Below are 18,377 nucleotides of genomic sequence, written 5' to 3'. Positions count from 1 at the left end.
CGACTCGGCAGCGGCGTGTGGCGCACGGTGAGCGGCGCTCGTCCGCATCGTGGGAAACACCGGCGTCCGGGCATGCGGGAGCCGACAGCCGGACTGCCCGCCGGCTGCCGTGGTTCAGGGCGTCGGGGGGGGGGGGGACTCAGAGCAGGTCGCTGACGTCGTCGGGGACGTCGACGGCGTATTTCCGCAAGATCTCGACGGAGATCACTTCCAGCGCGTTCTCGTGGGTGGCGGCCAGTACGACGGGGGCGGCGACGCCGTCCTCGTGCGCGTGCAGCCAGCGCACCGCGACCACACACCAGCGGTCGCCCGGTTGCAGTCCGGGGAAATTGTTCTCCGGACGCGGCGTACTCAAGTCGTTCCCGATGGACGCCTGATGCTCGAGGAACTCGGCCGTGACAACAGTGCATACTGTATGGCTTCCCAGATCCTCCGGTCCGGTACTGCAGCAGCCGTCCCGGTAGAACCCGGTGAGAGGATCGGCGCCGCACTCTTCCAGCGGCCCCCCAAGCACGTTTCGATCGGTCACGTCGCCGATCCTATTGTCACTTCGCGAGAAGTTCCGCAGGACAAGAAATCTCGGGGGCTGTGTCGATGGCCTCTTCGCCGCCCCCAGCGCGTGCCCGCGCGCCGACTACCTGCGGCGCGACGCGGCGACCGGCATCCGCGCCGGGTTCTGCAAGGATGGTCGGCGTGAGTTCCGAAGCCTGGATTCTGATCGCCGTTGTCGCCGCGCTGCTGCTGGTGGCGTTTGTGGCCGGATTCGTCCTGTACAAGCGTCGCCGCGTATCGCTGACGCCACCGACCGAGGAAAAGGAGCTGACCGACCGATCGGGTGGTTACACCGCCTCGGGCGGCTTCAGCTTCAGCCAGGGCGGCGGCACGGCGACGCCGACACGCCCGGAGCCCGCGCCGATCGAACGGACCGACACCGAGGGCCAGCCGCATATCGGTGACGACGCCGCGATCCCGCGCGACGCGCCCAAACGCGGGATGACCAACGTCCCGCTGCCGGACGCGGATGTCGAGACAGCCGTCGCGCCCGATACGGCGACCGCCGCACCCGACAGCGACGGATCAGCGGGCGCGTCGGCCGCGAGTACCGCCCTCGCCGAGCCGGACGGCACGGCGACCGCAGACGGGGCGACAACCGCCGCGCCCGATACCGCCGCGCCCGATACCGGCGCGACCAGCACAGTCGCGCCCGACCTCACGACGCCTGATACCGCCCGGGCCGACACTGTCGCGCCCGGTGTCGTGACGCCCGGTGCCCCCGGAACCGATACCGCCGCTTCCGGTACTGCCGGAGCCGGTACCGCCGCGCCCGATGTAGCCACGCCTGGCACCGCCGGGACCGACACCGCCGCGCCGGACACTGCCGCGCCCGGTACCGCCGCGGCGGAAACCTCCACGCCCGGCACCGCCGCGGCAGCCCCCGACGGGATCGGGCTCGCCGAACCCGACACGCTATCCGCGCCGACCGACGCCGCCACCGTCGCGCCTGAGACAGCCCTCACCGCGCCGGAGACGACCGCTCCCGCGCTCGAGGAGATAGAACCCACCGCGGGCCGCCTCATCCGCCTGCGCGGCCGTCTGTCGCGCTCCCAGAACGCCGTGGGCAAGAGCCTGCTCGGACTGCTCGGCGGTGGCGATCTCGACGAGGATTCGTGGGAAGAGGTCGAGGACACCCTCGTCCTCGCCGACCTCGGCACCGCGAGTACCGCCGCCATCGTCACCCGGCTGCGCGAGGAAATGGCACTCCGCAGCGTGCGCACCCCCGATCAGGCCCGCGACGTGCTGCGCGACGTGCTGATCGAAGCGCTGCGCCCCGAACTCGACCGATCGGTGCGCGCGCTCCCGCACGACGACCACCCGTCGATCCTGCTCGTCGTCGGCGTCAACGGCACCGGCAAGACCACCACCACCGGCAAACTGGCCCGGGTACTCGTCGCCGACGGCCGCCGGGTACTGCTCGGTGCCGCCGACACGTTCCGTGCCGCCGCCGCCGACCAACTACAGACCTGGGGTGAACGGGTCGGGGCCGAGACCGTACGCGGCAAGGAAGCCTCCGACCCCGCCGCCGTCGCCTTCGACGCCGTCGCCGCGGGTATCGAACGCGGCGTCGACGTGGTCCTCATCGACACCGCGGGCCGCCTGCACACCAAAACCGGCCTGATGGACGAACTCGGCAAGGTCAAACGCGTCGTGGAGAAGAAGGCGAAGGTCGACGAAGTACTGCTCGTACTCGACGCCACCGTCGGCCAGAACGGCCTCACCCAGGCCAGGGTCTTCGCCGAAGTCGTCGACATCAGCGGGGTGGTGCTCACCAAACTCGACGGGACGGCCAAGGGGGGAATCGTCTTCCAGGTTCAGCACGAGTTGGGTGTTCCGGTGAAGCTCGTCGGGCTCGGCGAGGGCGCCGACGATCTGGCGCCGTTCGAGCCCGGAGCCTTCGTGGATGCGCTCCTTGGTTAGGCCGCGCCTGCGGCGCGCCGCGAACCGGGCGCTCGTAAGACTCGCGCCGGGCGTGCTCGGTTTCGATTCGGAGGGTTCGTATATGGGCTCACCGTGGGCGGGGCGGGTTCGGTTCTGAGGGGTCGAATAGGGCCTCACCGTAGGTAGCGGTTGTGCGGAGGGTTTGCTGCTTTGCGGTTGATCGCAGAATTCTTTGTGAGGGGGAGGGGAGTGGTGACATTCTTTCTGTCCTCGCGCGGAGATCCCGCAAACATCGCGCGCTCCCCGGGGGAATGTGACACATGACCTACTGTCGGGTAGTCATATTTCGGGTGGCGCGGCACCGGCTTCACGCGGGGGCGGAAACCCGTGGTGTACACCGCGAAACGTGGCGGCAACACAACTCCGCCATCCGTTCACGCAGGTGAAACATTGCAGCATGACGGATGAAACACCGAGTGAGGAACCTCTTGTGCAGGTCCATTTGCCGGAGTCGGCTGGGCCCGAGATGAGGAGGACATTAAGGTGGCATTTCCCGTAATCGGCGCGCCGGACGCCGGTGACACCGCATGGATGCTGGCCAGTTCAGCACTCGTGCTCTTGATGACACCCGGACTCGCGTTCTTCTACGGCGGCATGGTCCGCTCCAAGAACGTGCTGAACATGATCATGATGAGCATCAGCTCCATGGGCTTGATCACGATCCTGTGGGTGCTGTACGGCTTCTCGCTGACATTCGGCGAGGACAAAGGCAATCTCATCGGAGACCCGGGTCAATATTTCGGATTGAAGAGCGTATTCGGCGGTAGCTACCTTGCCTCCACCGATCCGGCGGCACCTGCCGCGGTTCCCTTGAACGGAACCATCCCGTTGTCGGTATTCGTCGCGTTCCAGTTGATGTTCGCGATCATCACCGTCGCACTCATCTCGGGCGCTGTCGCCGATCGCCTGAAGTTCGGCTCCTGGCTCATCTTCTCCGGAATCTGGGCAACGGTCGTGTACTTCCCGGTCGCGCACTGGGTGTTCGCGTTCGACGGCTACACCGGTGAGGCCGGTGGCTGGATCGCCAACAACCTGAAGGCGATCGACTTCGCCGGTGGTACCGCGGTCCACATCAACGCCGGCGCCGCCGGTCTGGTGCTGGCCATCGTCCTCGGCAAGCGCAAGGGCTGGCCGGGCACCCCGTTCCGTCCGCACAACCTGCCGTTCGTCATGCTCGGCGCCGGTCTGCTGTGGTTCGGTTGGTACGGCTTCAACGCCGGTTCCGCTGTCGGCTCCAACGGCATCGCGGGTGCCACCTTCCTCACCACCACGATCGCCACGGCCGCGGCCATGCTGGCGTGGATCCTGGTCGAGAGGTTCCGTGACGGCAAGCCCACCTCGCTGGGCGCCGCCTCGGGCATCGTGGCAGGTCTGGTCGCCATCACCCCGGCCTGTTCCTCGGTGAACGCGCTGGGCGCCGTGGTCATCGGTGTCGTCGCGGGTGCCCTGTGCGCCCTGGCGGTCGGCCTGAAGTTCAAGTTCGGCTTCGACGATTCGCTCGACGTCGTCGGCGTCCACCTCGTCGGTGGTCTGGTCGGCACCCTCATGATCGGCCTGGTCGCCGCGCCGGAAGCTCCGGCGGCGGTCGAGGGCTTGTTCTACGGTGGTGGGATCGAGCAGTTGAAGCTGCAGGCCGTCGGTGCGTTCACCGTGCTTGCCTACTCCCTGGTCGCTACGGCCGTGATCGCGTACGCCATCAAGTTCACGATCGGCCTGCGTAAAGACGAGGAGGGCGAGTCGGTGGGTCTGGACGAGTCCGAGCACGCGGAGACCGCATACGATTTCGCTGCTGTGGGTGGCACGGCACGCTCGCTCGTCAAGGAGGCATGACGACAATGAAACTGATCACGGCAATCGTCAAACCGTTCACACTCGAGGACGTGAAGTCCGGGCTCGAACAGGCGGGCGTGCTCGGTATGACCGTCAGCGAGGTGCAGGGTTACGGACGGCAGAAGGGCCACACCGAGGTGTACCGCGGTGCGGAGTACTCGGTCGATTTCGTGCCGAAGGTCCGGGTCGAGGTCGTCGTCGACGACGCGTCGGTCGACAAGGTCGTCGAGGTGATCGTCGAGGCCTCGCGTACCGGCAAGATCGGTGACGGCAAGGTCTGGGTGACGCCCGTCGAGGCGATCATCCGGGTCAGGACCGGCGAACGCGGCACCGACGCGCTGTAAGCGCAAGGTCGACACGGAAAAATCGAAATCGAGCAGCGGCTCCGCTCCCACCGGAATTCCGGTCGGAGCGGAGCCGCAAGCATCTGACGGGCGGTGGGGTAGTGGGTAGCGATCGTGACAGCGGAGACCGGGTTTCCAACGGTGCCGCCGATCTGGTCAGGGCACGGGAACAATTACTCGACGGCGGAATGCCCCGCAATCCTCGGCTCGACGCGGAATCGCTGCGTTCGGCCCTGGTCGACCTCTACGAATTATGGCTGACCAGTAAAGGATCCGAACTCGGGATCACCGCCGACAGCGGACTGTCGGTCGTCGCGGTCGGCGGACTCGGCCGCAGGGAGATGCTGCCGTACTCGGATCTGGACCTGGTGCTGCTGCACGACAATGTCGATCCGGCCCGGGTCGCCGAGGTCGCCGACCAACTCTGGTATCCCCTCTGGGACGCCCACATCAAACTCGACCACAGTGTCCGCACCGTCCCGCAGGCATTGCGTGTCGCGAACGACGATCTGATCGCCGCGCTCGGCATGCTCGAGGCCAGGCATATCGTCGGTGACGTCGAACTGAGCAACCTGCTGATCGGCGGGGTGCGACGGGAATGGCGCAACGGAATTCGTTCTCGCTTCGACGAATTGATCGCCCAGGCCGCCACCCGCTGGCAGCGCAGCGGCGAGATCGCGCACCGGGCCGAACCCGATCTGAAGAACGGTCGCGGTGGGCTGCGCGATATCCAACTGCTCGACGCCCTTTCCATCGCCCAGCTGACCGACGCGATGCCGGGCCTCGGCCCCGACGTGCCCGGAGGCGGGCTCAAACAGGCCCACCGCAGGCTGCTCGACGTCAGGACGGAATTGCACCGGGTCGCGGGCCGGGCGCGAGATCAGTTGCGCGCCCAGGACGCCGACGAGATCGGCGCGGCCCTGCGGATCGGGGATCGCTTCGATCTGGCTCGCACACTGAGCGATTCCGCGCGCACGGTGAGCTACTCCGTCGATGTCGGCCTGCGGACCGCCGCGAACGCGCTGCCGCGGCGCGGTCTGGCGCGGCTGCGTCGGATGCCGGTGCGACGACCACTCGATGAGGGGGTGGTCGAGCACGCGGGCGAGGTGGTGCTGGCGCGGGACGCCCGCCCGCAACGTGATCCCGGGCTGATCATGCGGGTTTCGGCGGCCTCGGCGCAGACCGGGCTGCCGATGTCGGCGACCACCCTGAACCGGCTGTCGGAGGACGCGCCCGAATTGCGGGAGCCGTGGCCCAAGGACGCGGTGAACGATCTGCTCGTGCTGCTCGGCGCGGGTCGCGGCACCATCGACGCGATCGAGGCGCTCGACCGCACCGGGTTGTGGGGCAGGCTGCTGCCCGAATGGGGTGCGGTACGCGATCTCCCGCCGCGCGACGCGGTGCACACCTGGACCGTGGATCGCCATCTCATGGAGTGCGTCGCCTACGCCAGCGCACTGGTCACCCGGGTCGCCCGCCCCGACCTGCTCATGCTCGGCGCGCTGCTGCACGACATCGGCAAGGGACGCGCGGGCGATCACAGCGTCGTCGGCGCGGAACTGGCCACCCACATCGGACGTCGGCTCGGACTGTGGCCCTCGGATGTGCGGACCCTCAGCGCGATCGTGCGCTACCACCTGCTGCTGCCCGAAACAGCCACCCGCCGCGACCTCGCCGACCCCGACACGGTGCAGCACGTCGTCGACGCGCTCGACGGCGACGTGCAATTACTGGAACTGCTGCACACCCTCGCCGAGGCGGATTCGCTGGCGACCGGGCCCGGTGTGTGGGGGGACTGGAAGGCCTCGCTCATCGGCGAACTGGTGCGCCGGTGCCGCCTGGTCATGGCCGGTGACCCGCTGCCGACCCCGGAACCCATCGCAGCGGAACTGCTGGAAAGGGCCGAGGTGGGCGGCGTGCACGTCGATCTGCGTCCGGGCGAGGGCAAGTACACCTACACGGTCACGGTGATCGCGCCCGACACGGCGGGTCTGCTCTCCGACGCCGCGGGCGTTCTCGCTCTGCATTCGCTGCGTGTGCTCTCGGCCTCGGTGGGCGGTGAGGGCCGCTCGGCGATCAATACCTTCGTGGTCTCACCGAAATTCGGCGATCCACCCGACGCCGGGCTGCTGCGCCAGGAACTGATCAGGGCGACCTCGGGCGAACTCGATCTGACCGCGTTGCTCGCCAAGCGGGAACGCGAGGCGACCGGTGTCGGCCCGAGCCCCTACGCGCAGGCTCAGCCTCGGGTGATCTGGTTCGACGGCTCGAGTGAGGGACAGGCGATCCTGGAACTGCGCGCCGAGGATCGGATCGGACTGTTGAGCAGGCTGGCCGCGACCTTCGCCGCCGCGGGCGCGAATGTGCGGTGGGCGAAGGCGGTCACGATGGGCTCCGCGGTGGTGGACGTGTTCGGTCTGGAGCTGGGTTCCGACACCGGTCCGGCGCGGCGCGAGACAATCGAGAAGGCGGTCCTGGAAGTGGTGCCCCGACCCGCGCCCAAGAAGCCCGACGAGCCGTCGACACCGGGCGGCGATCAGGTTTCCTAGTTATTTGCCAAATGTCCAGTCCGCTCGTCTATATCCGGCTGTTCCAGTAGAAATCGCCAGCAATCAAACCGTTGCAGACTATTTGCTGGAACATATCGGCGTGCTGCCTTGTGCACCCTACGATCAGAGCGTCCCGCCCTATCGCCTTAGTACGAGGGGAGCATGTCGGTGGCAATTGAGGTTGTTTCGGCTTCGATGATGACGAGTGACGAGACGACACATATGGCTCGGTGTGTCGGCGGAGACCGCTGGGTCGTTTCCTGGCTGCCCGGGCGCACCCTGACCGGCAGGCAGGCGGTGACCGCGATGACCATCGCCACCACCGTCGCCACCCGCGAGATGCGGACCGGTGCGGAGTGGGCCCTGCTCGACGACCTCGCGTTGGAATTGGGGCTCACCGCCCGCGAGGCGACATTCATGGTGGCCCTGGAGAACCACGACTATCGCAAGACGGTCGAGCCGCGCGCTCGCGTGCTCGACTGATCGAACTCCTGTGACCTCGGAGGACACACCGGTTGCGCGCCGGTACGGGTGATCCGATTACCCTTGATCAGAAGGTAATCATTTCACTAGACGGTACTCATGCCCGTCCCCGGTGATGTCCCCCGAGATCAGGAGCGCGATCGGTGTTCGAATCCCTGTCCGACCGGCTTACCGGTGCCCTCAAGGATCTGCGCGGTAAGGGGCGTCTGTCACCGGCCGACATCGACGCCACCTGCCGCGAGATCCGACTCGCCCTCCTCGACGCCGACGTCGCGCTGCCCGTGGTGCGCGGATTCATCGCCAAGATCAAGGAACGCGCCAAGGGAGCCGAAGTCTCCGCGGCGCTCAATCCGGCCCAGCAGGTCGTCAAGATCGTCAACGAGGAACTGGTCACCATCCTCGGCGGCGAGACCCGCAGGCTCACTCTCGCCAAGAATCCGCCGACCGTGGTCATGCTCGCGGGTCTACAGGGCGCCGGTAAGACGACCCTGGCGGGCAAACTCGCGAAATGGCTGAAGGGACAGGGACATCAGCCGCTGCTGGTCGCGTGCGACCTCCAGCGTCCCGGCGCCGTCACCCAGTTGCAGGTCGTCGGTGAGCGCGCGGGCGTCCCCGTCTTCGCGCCGCATCCCGGCACCTCCGTCGGCGCGGGCGCGAATCCGCTCGGCATCACCGCCGCCGACCCGGTCGTGGTCGCCCGCGACGGCGTCGCCGAGGCCAAGGCCAAGCAGTACGACGTGGTGATCGTCGACACCGCGGGTCGTCTCGGCATCGACGCCGAGCTGATGCGCCAGGCCGCCGGAATCCGCGACGCGGTCCAGCCGGACGAAACCCTCTTCGTCCTCGACGCGATGATCGGCCAGGACGCGGTGAGCACCGCGGAGGCGTTCCGTGACGGCGTCGGTTTCACCGGTGTCGTGCTCACCAAACTCGACGGTGACGCCCGCGGTGGCGCGGCGCTGTCGGTCCGCAATGTGACCGGTGCGCCGATCATGTTCGCCTCCACCGGTGAGAAGCTCGAGGATTTCGACGTCTTCCACCCGGACCGGATGGCCAGTCGCATTCTCGGCATGGGCGACGTGCTCACCCTCATCGAGCAGGCAGAACAGGTCTACGACGCGCAGGCGGCCGAAGAGGCCGCGCGCAAGATGGGCAGCGGCGAGCTCACGCTGGAGGATTTCCTCGATCAGATGCTCGCCATCCGCAAGATGGGCCCGATCGGCAACCTGCTCGGCATGCTGCCCGGCGCGGGCCAGATGAAAGACGTGCTGGCCCAGGTCGACGATAAACAACTCGACCGGGTGCAGGCCATCATCCGCGGTATGACCCCCGCCGAGCGCGACAACCCCAAGATCATCAACGCCTCGCGCAGGCTGCGCATCGCCAACGGCTCCGGCGTACAGGTCTCCGAGGTGAACCAGCTCGTCGACCGTTTCTTCGACGCCAAGAAGATGATGGCCATGATGGGCCGTCAGATGGGCATGCCCGGCGCGCGTCGCGGGAACAACCGCAAGGGCAAGAAGGGTAAGAAGGGCGGTCGCGGACCGACCCCGCCGAAGATGCGCGGCGGAATCCCCGGAATGCCCGCCGGAATGCCGGGGCTGCCGCCGGGGATGGACATCTCGAATATGCCGCCCGGTCTGGACCAGTTGCCGCCCGGACTCGAAGGTTTCGACCTCAGCAAGTTCAAATTCCCGAAACAGTAGGGGCTACCTACTCACGAATCGGCCGCCGTCGAAATTTCGACGGCGGCCGATTCGCGTCTGTTCCTGGCGGCGGCGCGGTGGTGACCCCGCACTCGGTGCCATAGTGGAAAGGGGTGATGAAAAGGGGAAACGGCTCGAACACGGAAGGAACGATCATGGAATTGGGACTGTCGACCACGCTGCGCACCGGTTTCGACGAGGCCGTCGATCGCACCCGTGACGCGCTCGCCCGGCAGGGTTTCGGTGTCCTGACCGAAATCGATATGCGCGCCACCATGAAGGCCAAACTCGACGTGGATATGGAGGAGTACCTCATCCTCGGCGCATGCAATCCGTCGCTGGCGCACCGCGCCGTCGGCGTGGACCGCCGGATCGGGATGCTGCTGCCCTGCAATGTGATCGTGCGCCGTGATCCCGACACCGAGACCGACATCATCGGCGAGGCGATGAATCCGCAGGTGATGGTCGCGGTCACCGACGACCGGGCGCTGCGCCCCGTCGCGGAGGACGCGACCGTCGCGCTGCAAGCGGCGATCGACTCGCTGACCGTGGTGCGTCCGTAACCGCTTCGACATCGGCTGTCACCGCGAGTTCGCCTCGGGTGGTCTCGGCCGCCGTGTCGCCGATCGGCGGGCGCGGTAGGTTCGACGCAGCCGAGACGTCAGGAGGTCGCTGTGCATCTACGCGGTGTGGTTCTGCCCGATGACGAGGTGCGGGATCTGTGGGTCCACGACGGGCTGGTGACCGACGAGCCGGTGCTCGGGGCCGAAACCCTGTGTGACACGGGCTGGATCGTGCCGGGCCTGGTCGACGCGCACTGCCACGTCGGGATCCGGTACGGCGGCGGGCACGAGGACCGCGACGGCGCCATCGCGCAGGCCGAGACCGAACGCGACGCGGGCGCGCTGCTGCTGCGCGACGCCGGATCACCCATCGACACCAGGTTCATCGACGACCACGACGAATTGCCGCGCATCATCCGCGCGGGTCGTCACATCGCTCGCCCCAAGCGCTATATCCGCGAACTCGGCATCGAACTCGACGACGAGCGCGACCTGCCCGATATCGTCGCCGAACAGGCCCGTTTCGGCGACGGCTGGGTCAAGATCGTCGGCGACTGGATCGACCGTTCGGTCGGCGATCTGCGTCCGCTGTGGAGCGACGCGATCCTGAAGGACGCCATCGAGGCCGCCCACGCCAACGGCGCGCGCGTCACCGCCCACGTCTTCGGCGCGGACGCGCTGCCCGGCCTGATCAACGCCGGTATCGACTGCCTCGAACACGGCACCGGACTGACAGACGACACCATCGCGATGATGGTCGAACACGGCACCGCGCTGGTGCCGACCCTCATCAATATCGACACCTTCCCCGACATCGCCGACGGCGCGGGCAAATTCCCTACCTACGCCGCCCACATGCGCGACCTGCACCGTCGCGTGCGCGGCACCGTCGCCAACGCCTACGACGCGGGCGTCCCCATCTACGCGGGCACCGACGCGGGCGGCTCCATCCGCCACGGCCGCATCGCCGACGAGATCACCGCGCTCACCGCCGCCGGCCTGTCCCCGCACGACGCACTGGGCGGCGCCTCCTGGAACGCCCGCACCTGGCTCGGCCGCCCCTCCATCACCCCCGGCGCCCCCGCCGACTTCGTCGTCTACCGCGAAGATCCCCGGATCAACCCCGCCATGCTCACCGCCCCGCAGTGGGTCGTGTTGCGCGGGCGCGTCGTCGAATCGGGCCCGGTAACAGGCCACCGCTGACCGGGCCGGCGAAACCGGATCGTTGGGTGCGCGGCGACGAGTTCCGGGCTTCGAGTGCGTCCACACAGGTAGGACGTATTGCGACAGGAGGTTCGAGATGCGGGATCTGGTGGTCACCCAGAACATCACGGTCGACGGGGTCATCGATGCGAGCGAGGGATGGTTCACGGTCGGTGACGACGCCGTGGACGATGCCGACATCGTCGCCGAGCTGATGACGCACACCGCCGCCTGTGACGCGGTGCTGTTCGGACGGATCACCTTCGAGCAGATGCGCGGGTACTGGCCCGAACAGACCGATGACAAGACCGGGATCACCGACGATCTGAACGAGATGACCAAGTACGTCGTGTCGGGGTCGCTCGGCGATCCGGGCTGGCGGAACTCGATCGTCCTGCGCGGGCTGGACGAGGTCAGGGCGCTCAAGGAGCAGCCGGGCAGGGATATCGTGAGCACCGGCAGTATCACCCTCGCGCACGCGCTGATCGCGGCGGACCTGGTCGACGAATACCGTCTGTTCGTCTATCCGGTCGTGGTCGGGCACGGTGCCCGGCTGTTCGTCGACGGCACGGCGGTCCCGGCGTTGCGGCTGGTCGAGAGCAAACAGTTCCGGTCCGATGTGGTCCTGCTGCGGTACCGGACGACGCCGACGGAAGGCTCGCGGGGACGGTGAGCGACGACGTCGCTCCGACCGAGGCGATTTCCGGGCGCGGTGACCGGTCTGGCACAATGATCCACCGTCCTTCCTGGACAGTGTCAGCCCGTCTCCGGTCACGTACCGCGCGGCGGTCACACACTCCAAGCGTGAAACCGGGCTCGCAGACCGTGCGAGTCGCTGAATCGCGCCGTGACCAACCACCGAAAGAGGCAGATCAGCATGGCTGTTCGCATCAAACTCACCCGTCTGGGCAAGATCCGCAACCCGCAGTACCGCATCGTCATCGCGGATGCCCGCACCCGTCGTGACGGCCGGGCCATCGAGTCCATCGGCAAGTACCACCCGAAGGAAGAGCCGTCGCTGATCGAGGTCGATTCCGAGCGCGTGCAGTACTGGCTGGGTGTCGGCGCGCAGCCGACCGAGCCCGTGCAGCGTCTGCTGGAGATCACCGGCGACTGGCAGAAGTTCAAGGGCCTGCCGGGCGCCGAGGGCACCCTGAAGCTGAAGGCCGAGAAGCCGTCCAAGCTGGACCTGTTCAATGCCGCGCTGGCCGCCGCCGACAACGCGCCGACCGCCGACGCCGTCACTCCGAAGAAGAAGGCCGCCAAGAAGGACGAGGCCGCCGAGGCGACCGCCGAGACCGAGGCTGCCGAATAAATGAGTGCCGTCGTCGCCGATGCCGTCGAACATCTGGTTCGCGGTATCGTCGCCAACCCGGATGACGTCCGCGTCGAGCTGATCACCGGCCGCCGCGGGCGCACCGTCGAGGTGCACGTGCACCCCGAAGACCTGGGCAAGGTCATCGGGCGTGGCGGTCGCACCGCGACCGCGCTGCGCACCCTGGTCGCCGGAATCGGCGGCAGGGGCATCCGGGTCGACGTGGTCGATACCGATCAGTAGATGGAACTCGTCGTAGGACGGGTCGCCAAGTCGCACGGTGTGCGCGGCGAACTCGTCGTGGAGGTTCGCACCGACGAGCCGGAGGCGCGTTTCGCGCCGGGCGTCACCCTGCGCGGTCGGTTGCGGTCGAAAGAGGTTCGCGACTTCACCGTGGAGTCGGCCCGTGAGCATTCGGGCCGGCTTCTGGTGTTCGTCGCCGGAATCTCCGACCGTACCGCCGCTGACGCGATCCGCGGCGCCCTGTTCTTCGTCGACAGTGACGACCTGCCGTCTTCGGGCGATTCGGACGAGTACTACGACCACGAGCTGGAGGGCCTCGCCGTCCAGCTCACCGACGGGACCGCGGTCGGCACCGTGACCGAGGTATTGCATTACGCCGCGGGAGAACTGCTTTCGGTGCGCGCGGCCGAGGACGGCAGGGAGATCCTGATCCCGTTCGTCAACGCCATTGTGCCCACCGTGTCGCTGGCCGACCGGCTCGTCGTCATCGATCCGCCCGAAGGGCTGCTCGATCCGGAGTAGGGGTGGCACGCCACTCGACACCGTCGAGGCGAGTGCGCGGGAGTGGAGACCAGGAGGGTCGATGAAGATCGATGTCGTCACGATCTTTCCGGAATATCTGGAGCCGCTGCGCACCGCGCTGCTCAGCAAGGCCGTCGACAAGGGCCTGATCTCGATCGACGTCCACGACCTGCGTCGGTGGACCCACGATGTGCACAAATCGGTCGACGACTCACCCTATGGCGGCGGTCCCGGCATGGTCATGAAACCGACCGTCTGGGGTGACGCCCTCGACGAGGTGTGCCCCGACGACGCGCTGCTCGTCGTGCCGACTCCGGCGGGCGTGCCGTTCACCCAGGCCACCGCCGAACGCTGGGCGGTCGAGAAACATCTCGTCTTCGCCTGCGGTCGCTACGAGGGCATCGATCAGCGCGTCTTCGACGACGCCGCCCGTCGCGTGCGCGTGGAGGAAGTCAGCATCGGCGACTACGTTCTCATCGGCGGCGAGGCCGCCGTCCTGGTGATGACCGAGGCATTCGTGCGCCTCATCCCCGGCGTTCTCGGCAATCAGCAGTCGCATCGGGAGGATTCGTTCTCCGACGGACTTCTCGAAGGCCCCAGCTACACCCGCCCGGTCACCTGGCGCGGGCTCGAGGTTCCACCGGTATTGCTCTCCGGCGACCACGCCAAGGTCGCCGCCTGGCGTCACGAACAATCCCTCACCCGCACCCGCGACCGTCGCCCGGATCTGCTGCCCGACGCCTGAGCGCGGGATCGCCTGAGCGCGGGATCACCGCGTCAGGGAAGCAGCCCGTAGCGGCGTGCCAGAACGACCGCTTCGTGCCTCGAATGCGCGTCGAGTTTCGTCATCGCGTTGCGGAGATAGCTCTTGACCGTTTCCGGCCCGAGTGAGAGCCGTTGCGCGGCTTCCTGATTGGTGCAGCCGAGGGCAATGTGGGCGAGGACGTCGAGTTCGCGTCGCGACAGGCGCGGTGCGTCGGGGACCGGACCGCCGTTGATGGCGCGGGCCATGCGTTCGCAGACATCGCGCAGCCGGATGCGCAGCTTCTCGTCGGAGGCGGTACGCGCCAATCCGCGCAATTCGGCGTGCAGATCGCGCAGTTCCTCGGTGACGGCGGGCGCGGTCTCGGTCGTCGGCGCCGCCGATTCGAGCAGTCGCAGCCGACGATCCACTTCGTCACGGACGGTGATCTCGGTGGTGAGACGACGCCCGGCGGCGACCATGAGGTCGACGGTGCGGTCGCCCAGCGGTGTGTCACCGCGCGTCGCCGCGTAGAGCACGGCGCGCGAACGGTTGTCCACCACCACCACCGGCACCGCGATGACCGAGCGGATGCCCTCGCCCGAAACCGGTCCGTCGTAATGGTGGGTGATGGACGCGGCGCTGCGGTAATCGGTCACCGATGCCGGACGGCGCATATCCATGACGCGACCGCCGAGACCCGAGGTGCGCAGCACCGGAAGTCCGCGCAATCCGTTGGTGACGGTGCCGACGAATTCGGTCAGCAGCAGGGTGTCCTCGTGCACCTCGCCGCCGAAGACCACCGGGACTCCCGCCTTGGTCGCGACCCAGCGGATCTCCGAACGCAGCGCGTCGCCGTCGCGGGGGCGAAGCAGGGATCCGGTGGTCAACAGACTCACCCCTTTTCGGGGGTAGTGGTGAAGCGGGTGTGACCCACATCCTATGGGAGACGGCAGTGGCCCGGATCACCGATGGGCCACGGCGGTACGAACACCGAAGAGGAGACGACATGAGCACGGACCTGACGCGGCGGGTGCGCGATCTGCTTGACACCTACGACGGGCCGCGCGCGTGCGCGGCGCGTCTGCTGTGCGATCGGCATCCGAGCGACGCCGTCGCCTTCACCGTCATCGAAGCGGACCTCACCGCCACCGACCTCACCTACGGTGACCTGCGGGAACGTTCGTCGCGATGCGCGTCCGCCCTGGCCGACCTCGGCATCGGTCCCGGTGACCGGGTCGCCACCCTGATGTCGAAATCCGCTGATCTGGTCGTGGCGCTGCTCGGCATATGGCGGTTGGGCGCTGTCCACCTACCCCTGTTCACCGCCTTCGCCCCACCCGCCATCGCCCTGCGCCTGACCGCGAGTCGCACGGTTCTCGTCATCGCCGACGCCGATCAGGCCGCCAAGTTGGCCCCCGGCGACGACATCCCCGCCGACGCGCCCTGGCGGCTCGTGATCGCGGGTGAACGTACGCGGGTCGAGGCCGCCCTCGGCGCGACCACGGCCGAACTCCGGCCGCCGCGCTCGGTCTTCTCCTTCGACGAACTCCTCGCCGCGCACTCCGCGGACGACCCGGGAGCCGAAGCGGTCGCGGTCGGCGGCGACGGCTTGCTGGTGCAGCTGTTCACCAGCGGCACCACCGGTACGCCGAAGGGGGTGCCGATTCCGGTGCGAGCACTGGCCTCGTTCCACGCCTATCAGGAATTCGCCCTCGACGTCCGGCCCGACGACGTGTTCTGGAATGCCGCCGATCCGGGGTGGGCCTACGGGCTGTACTACGCGATCCTCGGCCCGCTCGCCTCGGGTATCCGCTCGCTGTTGCTGCACGCGGGATTCTCGGCGCCGCTCACCTGGCAGGTGCTGCAACGGTTCGGCGTCACCAATTTCGCCGCGGCGCCGACGGTGTATCGCGCGCTGCGATCCGACGCGACGCCGGTGCCGGAGGGGATCTCGCTGCGGCGCGCGTCCTCGGCGGGGGAGCCGCTGACACCCGACGTGGTGTCCTGGTCCGCGCGGGAACTCGGCGTCGCGGTGCGCGACCACTACGGGCAGACCGAGCACGGCATGGTCATCTGCAACGCCTGGCACGACGAACTCGGCGCGCCGACCCCGCTCGGCTCGATGGGCAGGCAACTTCCCGGCTGGAGTTGCGCGGTCCTCGCCGACGACGCCGATGTCGAGGCCGCGCCGAACGAGATGGGACGCGTCGCCATCGACACCCGTGACAGTCCGCTGATGTGGTTCCTCGGCTACCTCGACGCCCCGGATCGCACCGCGCAGCGCTTCACCGCCGACGGTCGCTGGTATCTCACCGGCGACGCCGGATCACGTGACGCGGCGGGGTTCTTCCGCTTCTCCTCCCGCGACGACGACGTCATCATCATGGCCGGTTACCGCATCGGCCCTTTCGAGGTGGAAAGCGTGCTCGTCCTGCACGATCGGGTCGCCGAGGCGGCGGTGGTCGGGATGCCGGACGAGTTGCGGGGCGAGGTGCTGGAGGCGTTCGTGGTGCTGCGCGACGGGCCGGGCGGCAGTGCCGAATTGGCCGCCGAACTCCAGCGGCTGGTGAAGGAGAAATTCGCGGCCCACGCCTACCCGCGTCGCCTGCATTTCGTGGACAGCCTGCCGAAGACCCCCAGCGGCAAGGTGCAGCGCTTCGTGCTTCGCAGGCAGGGGACCAAATGATGTCGGCCCTCCCCAGCTACGCGTCCGGCACCTCGGACACCCCCATGCTCGGCGACACCATCGGCGCGAACCTGGATCGCACGGTGGCCGCGTACCCGGATCGCCTCGCACTCGTCGACAGTCCCACCGGCCGGAGCTGGACCTATCGCGAACTCGGCGCCGCTGTCGACGCGGTGGCGACCGGCCTGGCCCGCCTGGGGGTCGGCACCGGTGATCGGGTCGGAATCTGGGCGCCGAACTGCGCCGAATGGTTCCTGGTCCAGTACGCGACGGCGAAGATCGGCGCGATCCTGGTCACTGTCAATCCGGCTTATCGGACCGGTGAACTCGAGTACGTCGTGCGCCAGGCGGGCGCGCGCGTACTCGTCGCCGCGCGGGATTTCAAGTCGTCGGACTACGCCGAGATGATCCGACAGGTGCGCCCGAACTGCCCCGGGCTGAAACAGGTGCTGATCCTCGGATCCCCCGAATGGGAGGCGATCGCGGGCACCGAACCCGATACCGAACTGCTGGCCGCTCGCGGCGGCGCGCTGTCGACCGACGATCCGATCAATATCCAATACACCTCGGGGACAACGGGTTTTCCGAAGGGTGCCACGCTCAGTCATCACAACATCCTGAACAACGGATATTTCGTCGGCGAACTGTGCGGGTACACCGAACACGACCGGGTGTGCGTCCCGGTGCCGTTCTACCACTGCTTCGGGATGGTCATGGGGAATCTGGCCGTCACCACTCACGGCGCGGCCGTGGTGATTCCGGCTCCCGCCTTCGATCCCGCCGCGACCCTGGCCGCGGTCGAGGAATACCGGTGCACGTCGCTGTACGGGGTGCCGACCATGTTCATCGCCGTGCTCACGGAACTGGAATCCCGCGCCGCCGCCGACCGACCGGATCTGTCGGGTCTGCGGACCGGCATCATGGCCGGATCCCCGTGCCCGGTCGAGGTGATGAAACGCGTCATCGATCGGCTGGGTATGACCGAGGTCTGCATCTGCTACGGCATGACGGAGACGAGTCCGGTGTCGACCCAGACCCGTCGCGACGACAGCGTCGACCGCCGTACCGCCACGGTCGGCCGGGTCGGGCCGCACCTGGAGGTCAAGATCGTCGACCCGGTGACAGGCGCCACGGTGCCACGCGGTGAACCCGGCGAACTGTGCACCCGCGGCTATTCGGTCATGCTGGGCTATTGGGAACAGCCGGAGAAGACCGCCGAGGCGATCGACGCCGCGCGCTGGATGCACACCGGCGATATCGGCGTGATGGACCAGGACGGATATCTCGCGATCACCGGCCGGATCAAGGACATGGTCATCCGCGGCGGCGAGAACATCTATCCGCGCGAGATCGAGGAATTCCTCTACACCCATCCGGATATTCTCGACGCCCAGGTCATCGGGGTCCCCGACGAGAAATACGGCGAGGAGCTGATGGCCTGGATCCGGATACGCGAGGGCGCAACGCCTTTGGATGCCGCGTCGGTGCGGAACTTCTGTACGGGAAGATTGGCGCATTTCAAGATCCCGCGCTACGTGCACATCGTGGACGATTTCCCGATGACGGTCACCGGCAAGGTCCGCAAGGCCGAGATGCGTGAACTCGCGGCGCGGATATTGGCCGAATCCGCTGGATCGGCGATCGGATGAACGGGGCGTGGCGACCGCACTTCACCCGGGCGTCGGCCGCGTG

17 protein-coding genes are annotated in these 18,377 nt (G+C 67.7%); 15 read left to right on the top strand and 2 right to left on the bottom strand.

The genetic code is table 11. The features are described from left to right. Positions 1-139: 139 nt before the first annotated feature. On the bottom strand, positions 140-529 hold the full coding sequence (locus OG225_RS24635) for a DUF2237 family protein (RefSeq protein WP_109529650.1): 390 nt from the start codon (positions 527-529) through the stop codon (positions 140-142). Positions 530-684: 155 nt separating this feature from the next. Between OG225_RS24635 and ftsY the strand changes: the two genes are divergently transcribed. The 13 genes from ftsY (at position 685) to trmD (ending at position 13,999) form a co-directional block, all read left to right on the top strand. Continuing rightward, complete coding sequence (gene ftsY, locus OG225_RS24630) at positions 685-2,475, top strand: signal recognition particle-docking protein FtsY (protein WP_405177460.1); 1,791 nt, start codon at positions 685-687, stop codon at positions 2,473-2,475. Between the two features lie 504 nt (positions 2,476-2,979). Then, a complete protein-coding gene (locus tag OG225_RS24625; RefSeq protein WP_405177459.1) occupies positions 2,980-4,326 on the top strand; it encodes an ammonium transporter in 1,347 nt (448 codons plus the stop codon). 5 nt (positions 4,327-4,331) lie between these two features. Further along, complete coding sequence (locus tag OG225_RS24620) at positions 4,332-4,670, top strand: P-II family nitrogen regulator (protein WP_039799550.1); 339 nt, start codon at positions 4,332-4,334, stop codon at positions 4,668-4,670. A gap of 101 nt (positions 4,671-4,771) precedes the next feature. After that, positions 4,772-7,219, top strand: coding sequence for a [protein-PII] uridylyltransferase (locus OG225_RS24615; protein WP_405177458.1), 2,448 nt, complete (start codon positions 4,772-4,774; stop codon positions 7,217-7,219). Positions 7,220-7,387: 168 nt separating this feature from the next. Next, complete coding sequence (locus tag OG225_RS24610; RefSeq protein ID WP_357789549.1) at positions 7,388-7,702, top strand: hypothetical protein; 315 nt, start codon at positions 7,388-7,390, stop codon at positions 7,700-7,702. Between the two features lie 143 nt (positions 7,703-7,845). Beyond that, positions 7,846-9,408, top strand: coding sequence for a signal recognition particle protein (ffh, locus tag OG225_RS24605; protein ID WP_405177457.1), 1,563 nt, complete (start codon positions 7,846-7,848; stop codon positions 9,406-9,408). A 155-nt stretch (positions 9,409-9,563) separates the two neighbouring features. Next, a complete protein-coding gene (locus tag OG225_RS24600) occupies positions 9,564-9,971 on the top strand; it encodes a DUF302 domain-containing protein (RefSeq protein WP_405177456.1) in 408 nt (135 codons plus the stop codon). A 111-nt stretch (positions 9,972-10,082) separates the two neighbouring features. Then, on the top strand, positions 10,083-11,174 hold the full coding sequence (locus tag OG225_RS24595) for an amidohydrolase family protein (protein ID WP_405177455.1): 1,092 nt from the start codon (positions 10,083-10,085) through the stop codon (positions 11,172-11,174). A 97-nt stretch (positions 11,175-11,271) separates the two neighbouring features. After that, positions 11,272-11,847, top strand: a complete 576-nt coding sequence (locus tag OG225_RS24590; RefSeq protein WP_405177454.1) for a dihydrofolate reductase family protein — start codon at positions 11,272-11,274, stop codon at positions 11,845-11,847. 204 nt (positions 11,848-12,051) lie between these two features. Further along, a complete protein-coding gene (gene rpsP / locus OG225_RS24585; protein WP_405177453.1) occupies positions 12,052-12,489 on the top strand; it encodes a 30S ribosomal protein S16 in 438 nt (145 codons plus the stop codon). Then, positions 12,490-12,732, top strand: a complete 243-nt coding sequence (locus OG225_RS24580) for an RNA-binding protein (protein ID WP_067782143.1) — start codon at positions 12,490-12,492, stop codon at positions 12,730-12,732. Beyond that, positions 12,733-13,254, top strand: coding sequence for a ribosome maturation factor RimM (gene rimM / locus OG225_RS24575; protein ID WP_405177452.1), 522 nt, complete (start codon positions 12,733-12,735; stop codon positions 13,252-13,254). 61 nt (positions 13,255-13,315) lie between these two features. Further along, positions 13,316-13,999, top strand: a complete 684-nt coding sequence (trmD, locus tag OG225_RS24570) for a tRNA (guanosine(37)-N1)-methyltransferase TrmD (RefSeq protein WP_405177451.1) — start codon at positions 13,316-13,318, stop codon at positions 13,997-13,999. A 32-nt stretch (positions 14,000-14,031) separates the two neighbouring features. Here trmD and OG225_RS24565 read toward each other — a convergent pair whose 3' ends face one another. Then, positions 14,032-14,886, bottom strand: a complete 855-nt coding sequence (locus tag OG225_RS24565) for a LuxR C-terminal-related transcriptional regulator (RefSeq protein WP_405177450.1) — start codon at positions 14,884-14,886, stop codon at positions 14,032-14,034. Between the two features lie 119 nt (positions 14,887-15,005). Between OG225_RS24565 and OG225_RS24560 the strand changes: the two genes are divergently transcribed. Both OG225_RS24560 and OG225_RS24555 read left to right on the top strand, forming a co-directional pair. Then, positions 15,006-16,685, top strand: coding sequence for an AMP-binding protein (locus OG225_RS24560; RefSeq protein WP_405177449.1), 1,680 nt, complete (start codon positions 15,006-15,008; stop codon positions 16,683-16,685). Then, a complete protein-coding gene (locus OG225_RS24555; RefSeq protein ID WP_405177448.1) occupies positions 16,682-18,334 on the top strand; it encodes an AMP-binding protein in 1,653 nt (550 codons plus the stop codon). Before OG225_RS24560 ends, OG225_RS24555 begins: the two co-directional genes overlap by 4 nt. Positions 18,335-18,377: the final 43 nt, after the last annotated feature.

The sequence above is a fragment of the Nocardia sp. NBC_01377 genome, from assembly GCF_045040005.1.
In the GTDB taxonomy this organism is placed as follows: domain Bacteria; phylum Actinomycetota; class Actinomycetes; order Mycobacteriales; family Mycobacteriaceae; genus Nocardia; species Nocardia noduli.
Note: the sequence above shows the minus strand (reverse complement) of the source record. Positions and strands in the feature narration are given on the sequence as shown.

Excerpts from the sequence above, each read along its gene's own strand:
- ftsY (WP_405177460.1), top strand. The coding sequence starts at position 685 with ATGGTCGGCGTGAGTTCCGAAGCCTGGATTCTGATCGCCGTTGTCGCC.
- OG225_RS24590 (WP_405177454.1), top strand. The coding sequence starts at position 11,272 with ATGCGGGATCTGGTGGTCACCCAGAACATCACGGTCGACGGGGTCATC.
- trmD (WP_405177451.1), top strand. The coding sequence starts at position 13,316 with ATGAAGATCGATGTCGTCACGATCTTTCCGGAATATCTGGAGCCGCTG.
- OG225_RS24555 (WP_405177448.1), top strand. The coding sequence starts at position 16,682 with ATGATGTCGGCCCTCCCCAGCTACGCGTCCGGCACCTCGGACACCCCC.
- rpsP (WP_405177453.1), top strand. The coding sequence starts at position 12,052 with ATGGCTGTTCGCATCAAACTCACCCGTCTGGGCAAGATCCGCAACCCG.
- OG225_RS24560 (WP_405177449.1), top strand. The coding sequence starts at position 15,006 with ATGAGCACGGACCTGACGCGGCGGGTGCGCGATCTGCTTGACACCTAC.
- OG225_RS24620 (WP_039799550.1), top strand. The coding sequence starts at position 4,332 with ATGAAACTGATCACGGCAATCGTCAAACCGTTCACACTCGAGGACGTG.
- rimM (WP_405177452.1), top strand. The coding sequence starts at position 12,733 with ATGGAACTCGTCGTAGGACGGGTCGCCAAGTCGCACGGTGTGCGCGGC.
- OG225_RS24600 (WP_405177456.1), top strand. The coding sequence starts at position 9,564 with ATGGAATTGGGACTGTCGACCACGCTGCGCACCGGTTTCGACGAGGCC.
- OG225_RS24580 (WP_067782143.1), top strand. The coding sequence starts at position 12,490 with ATGAGTGCCGTCGTCGCCGATGCCGTCGAACATCTGGTTCGCGGTATC.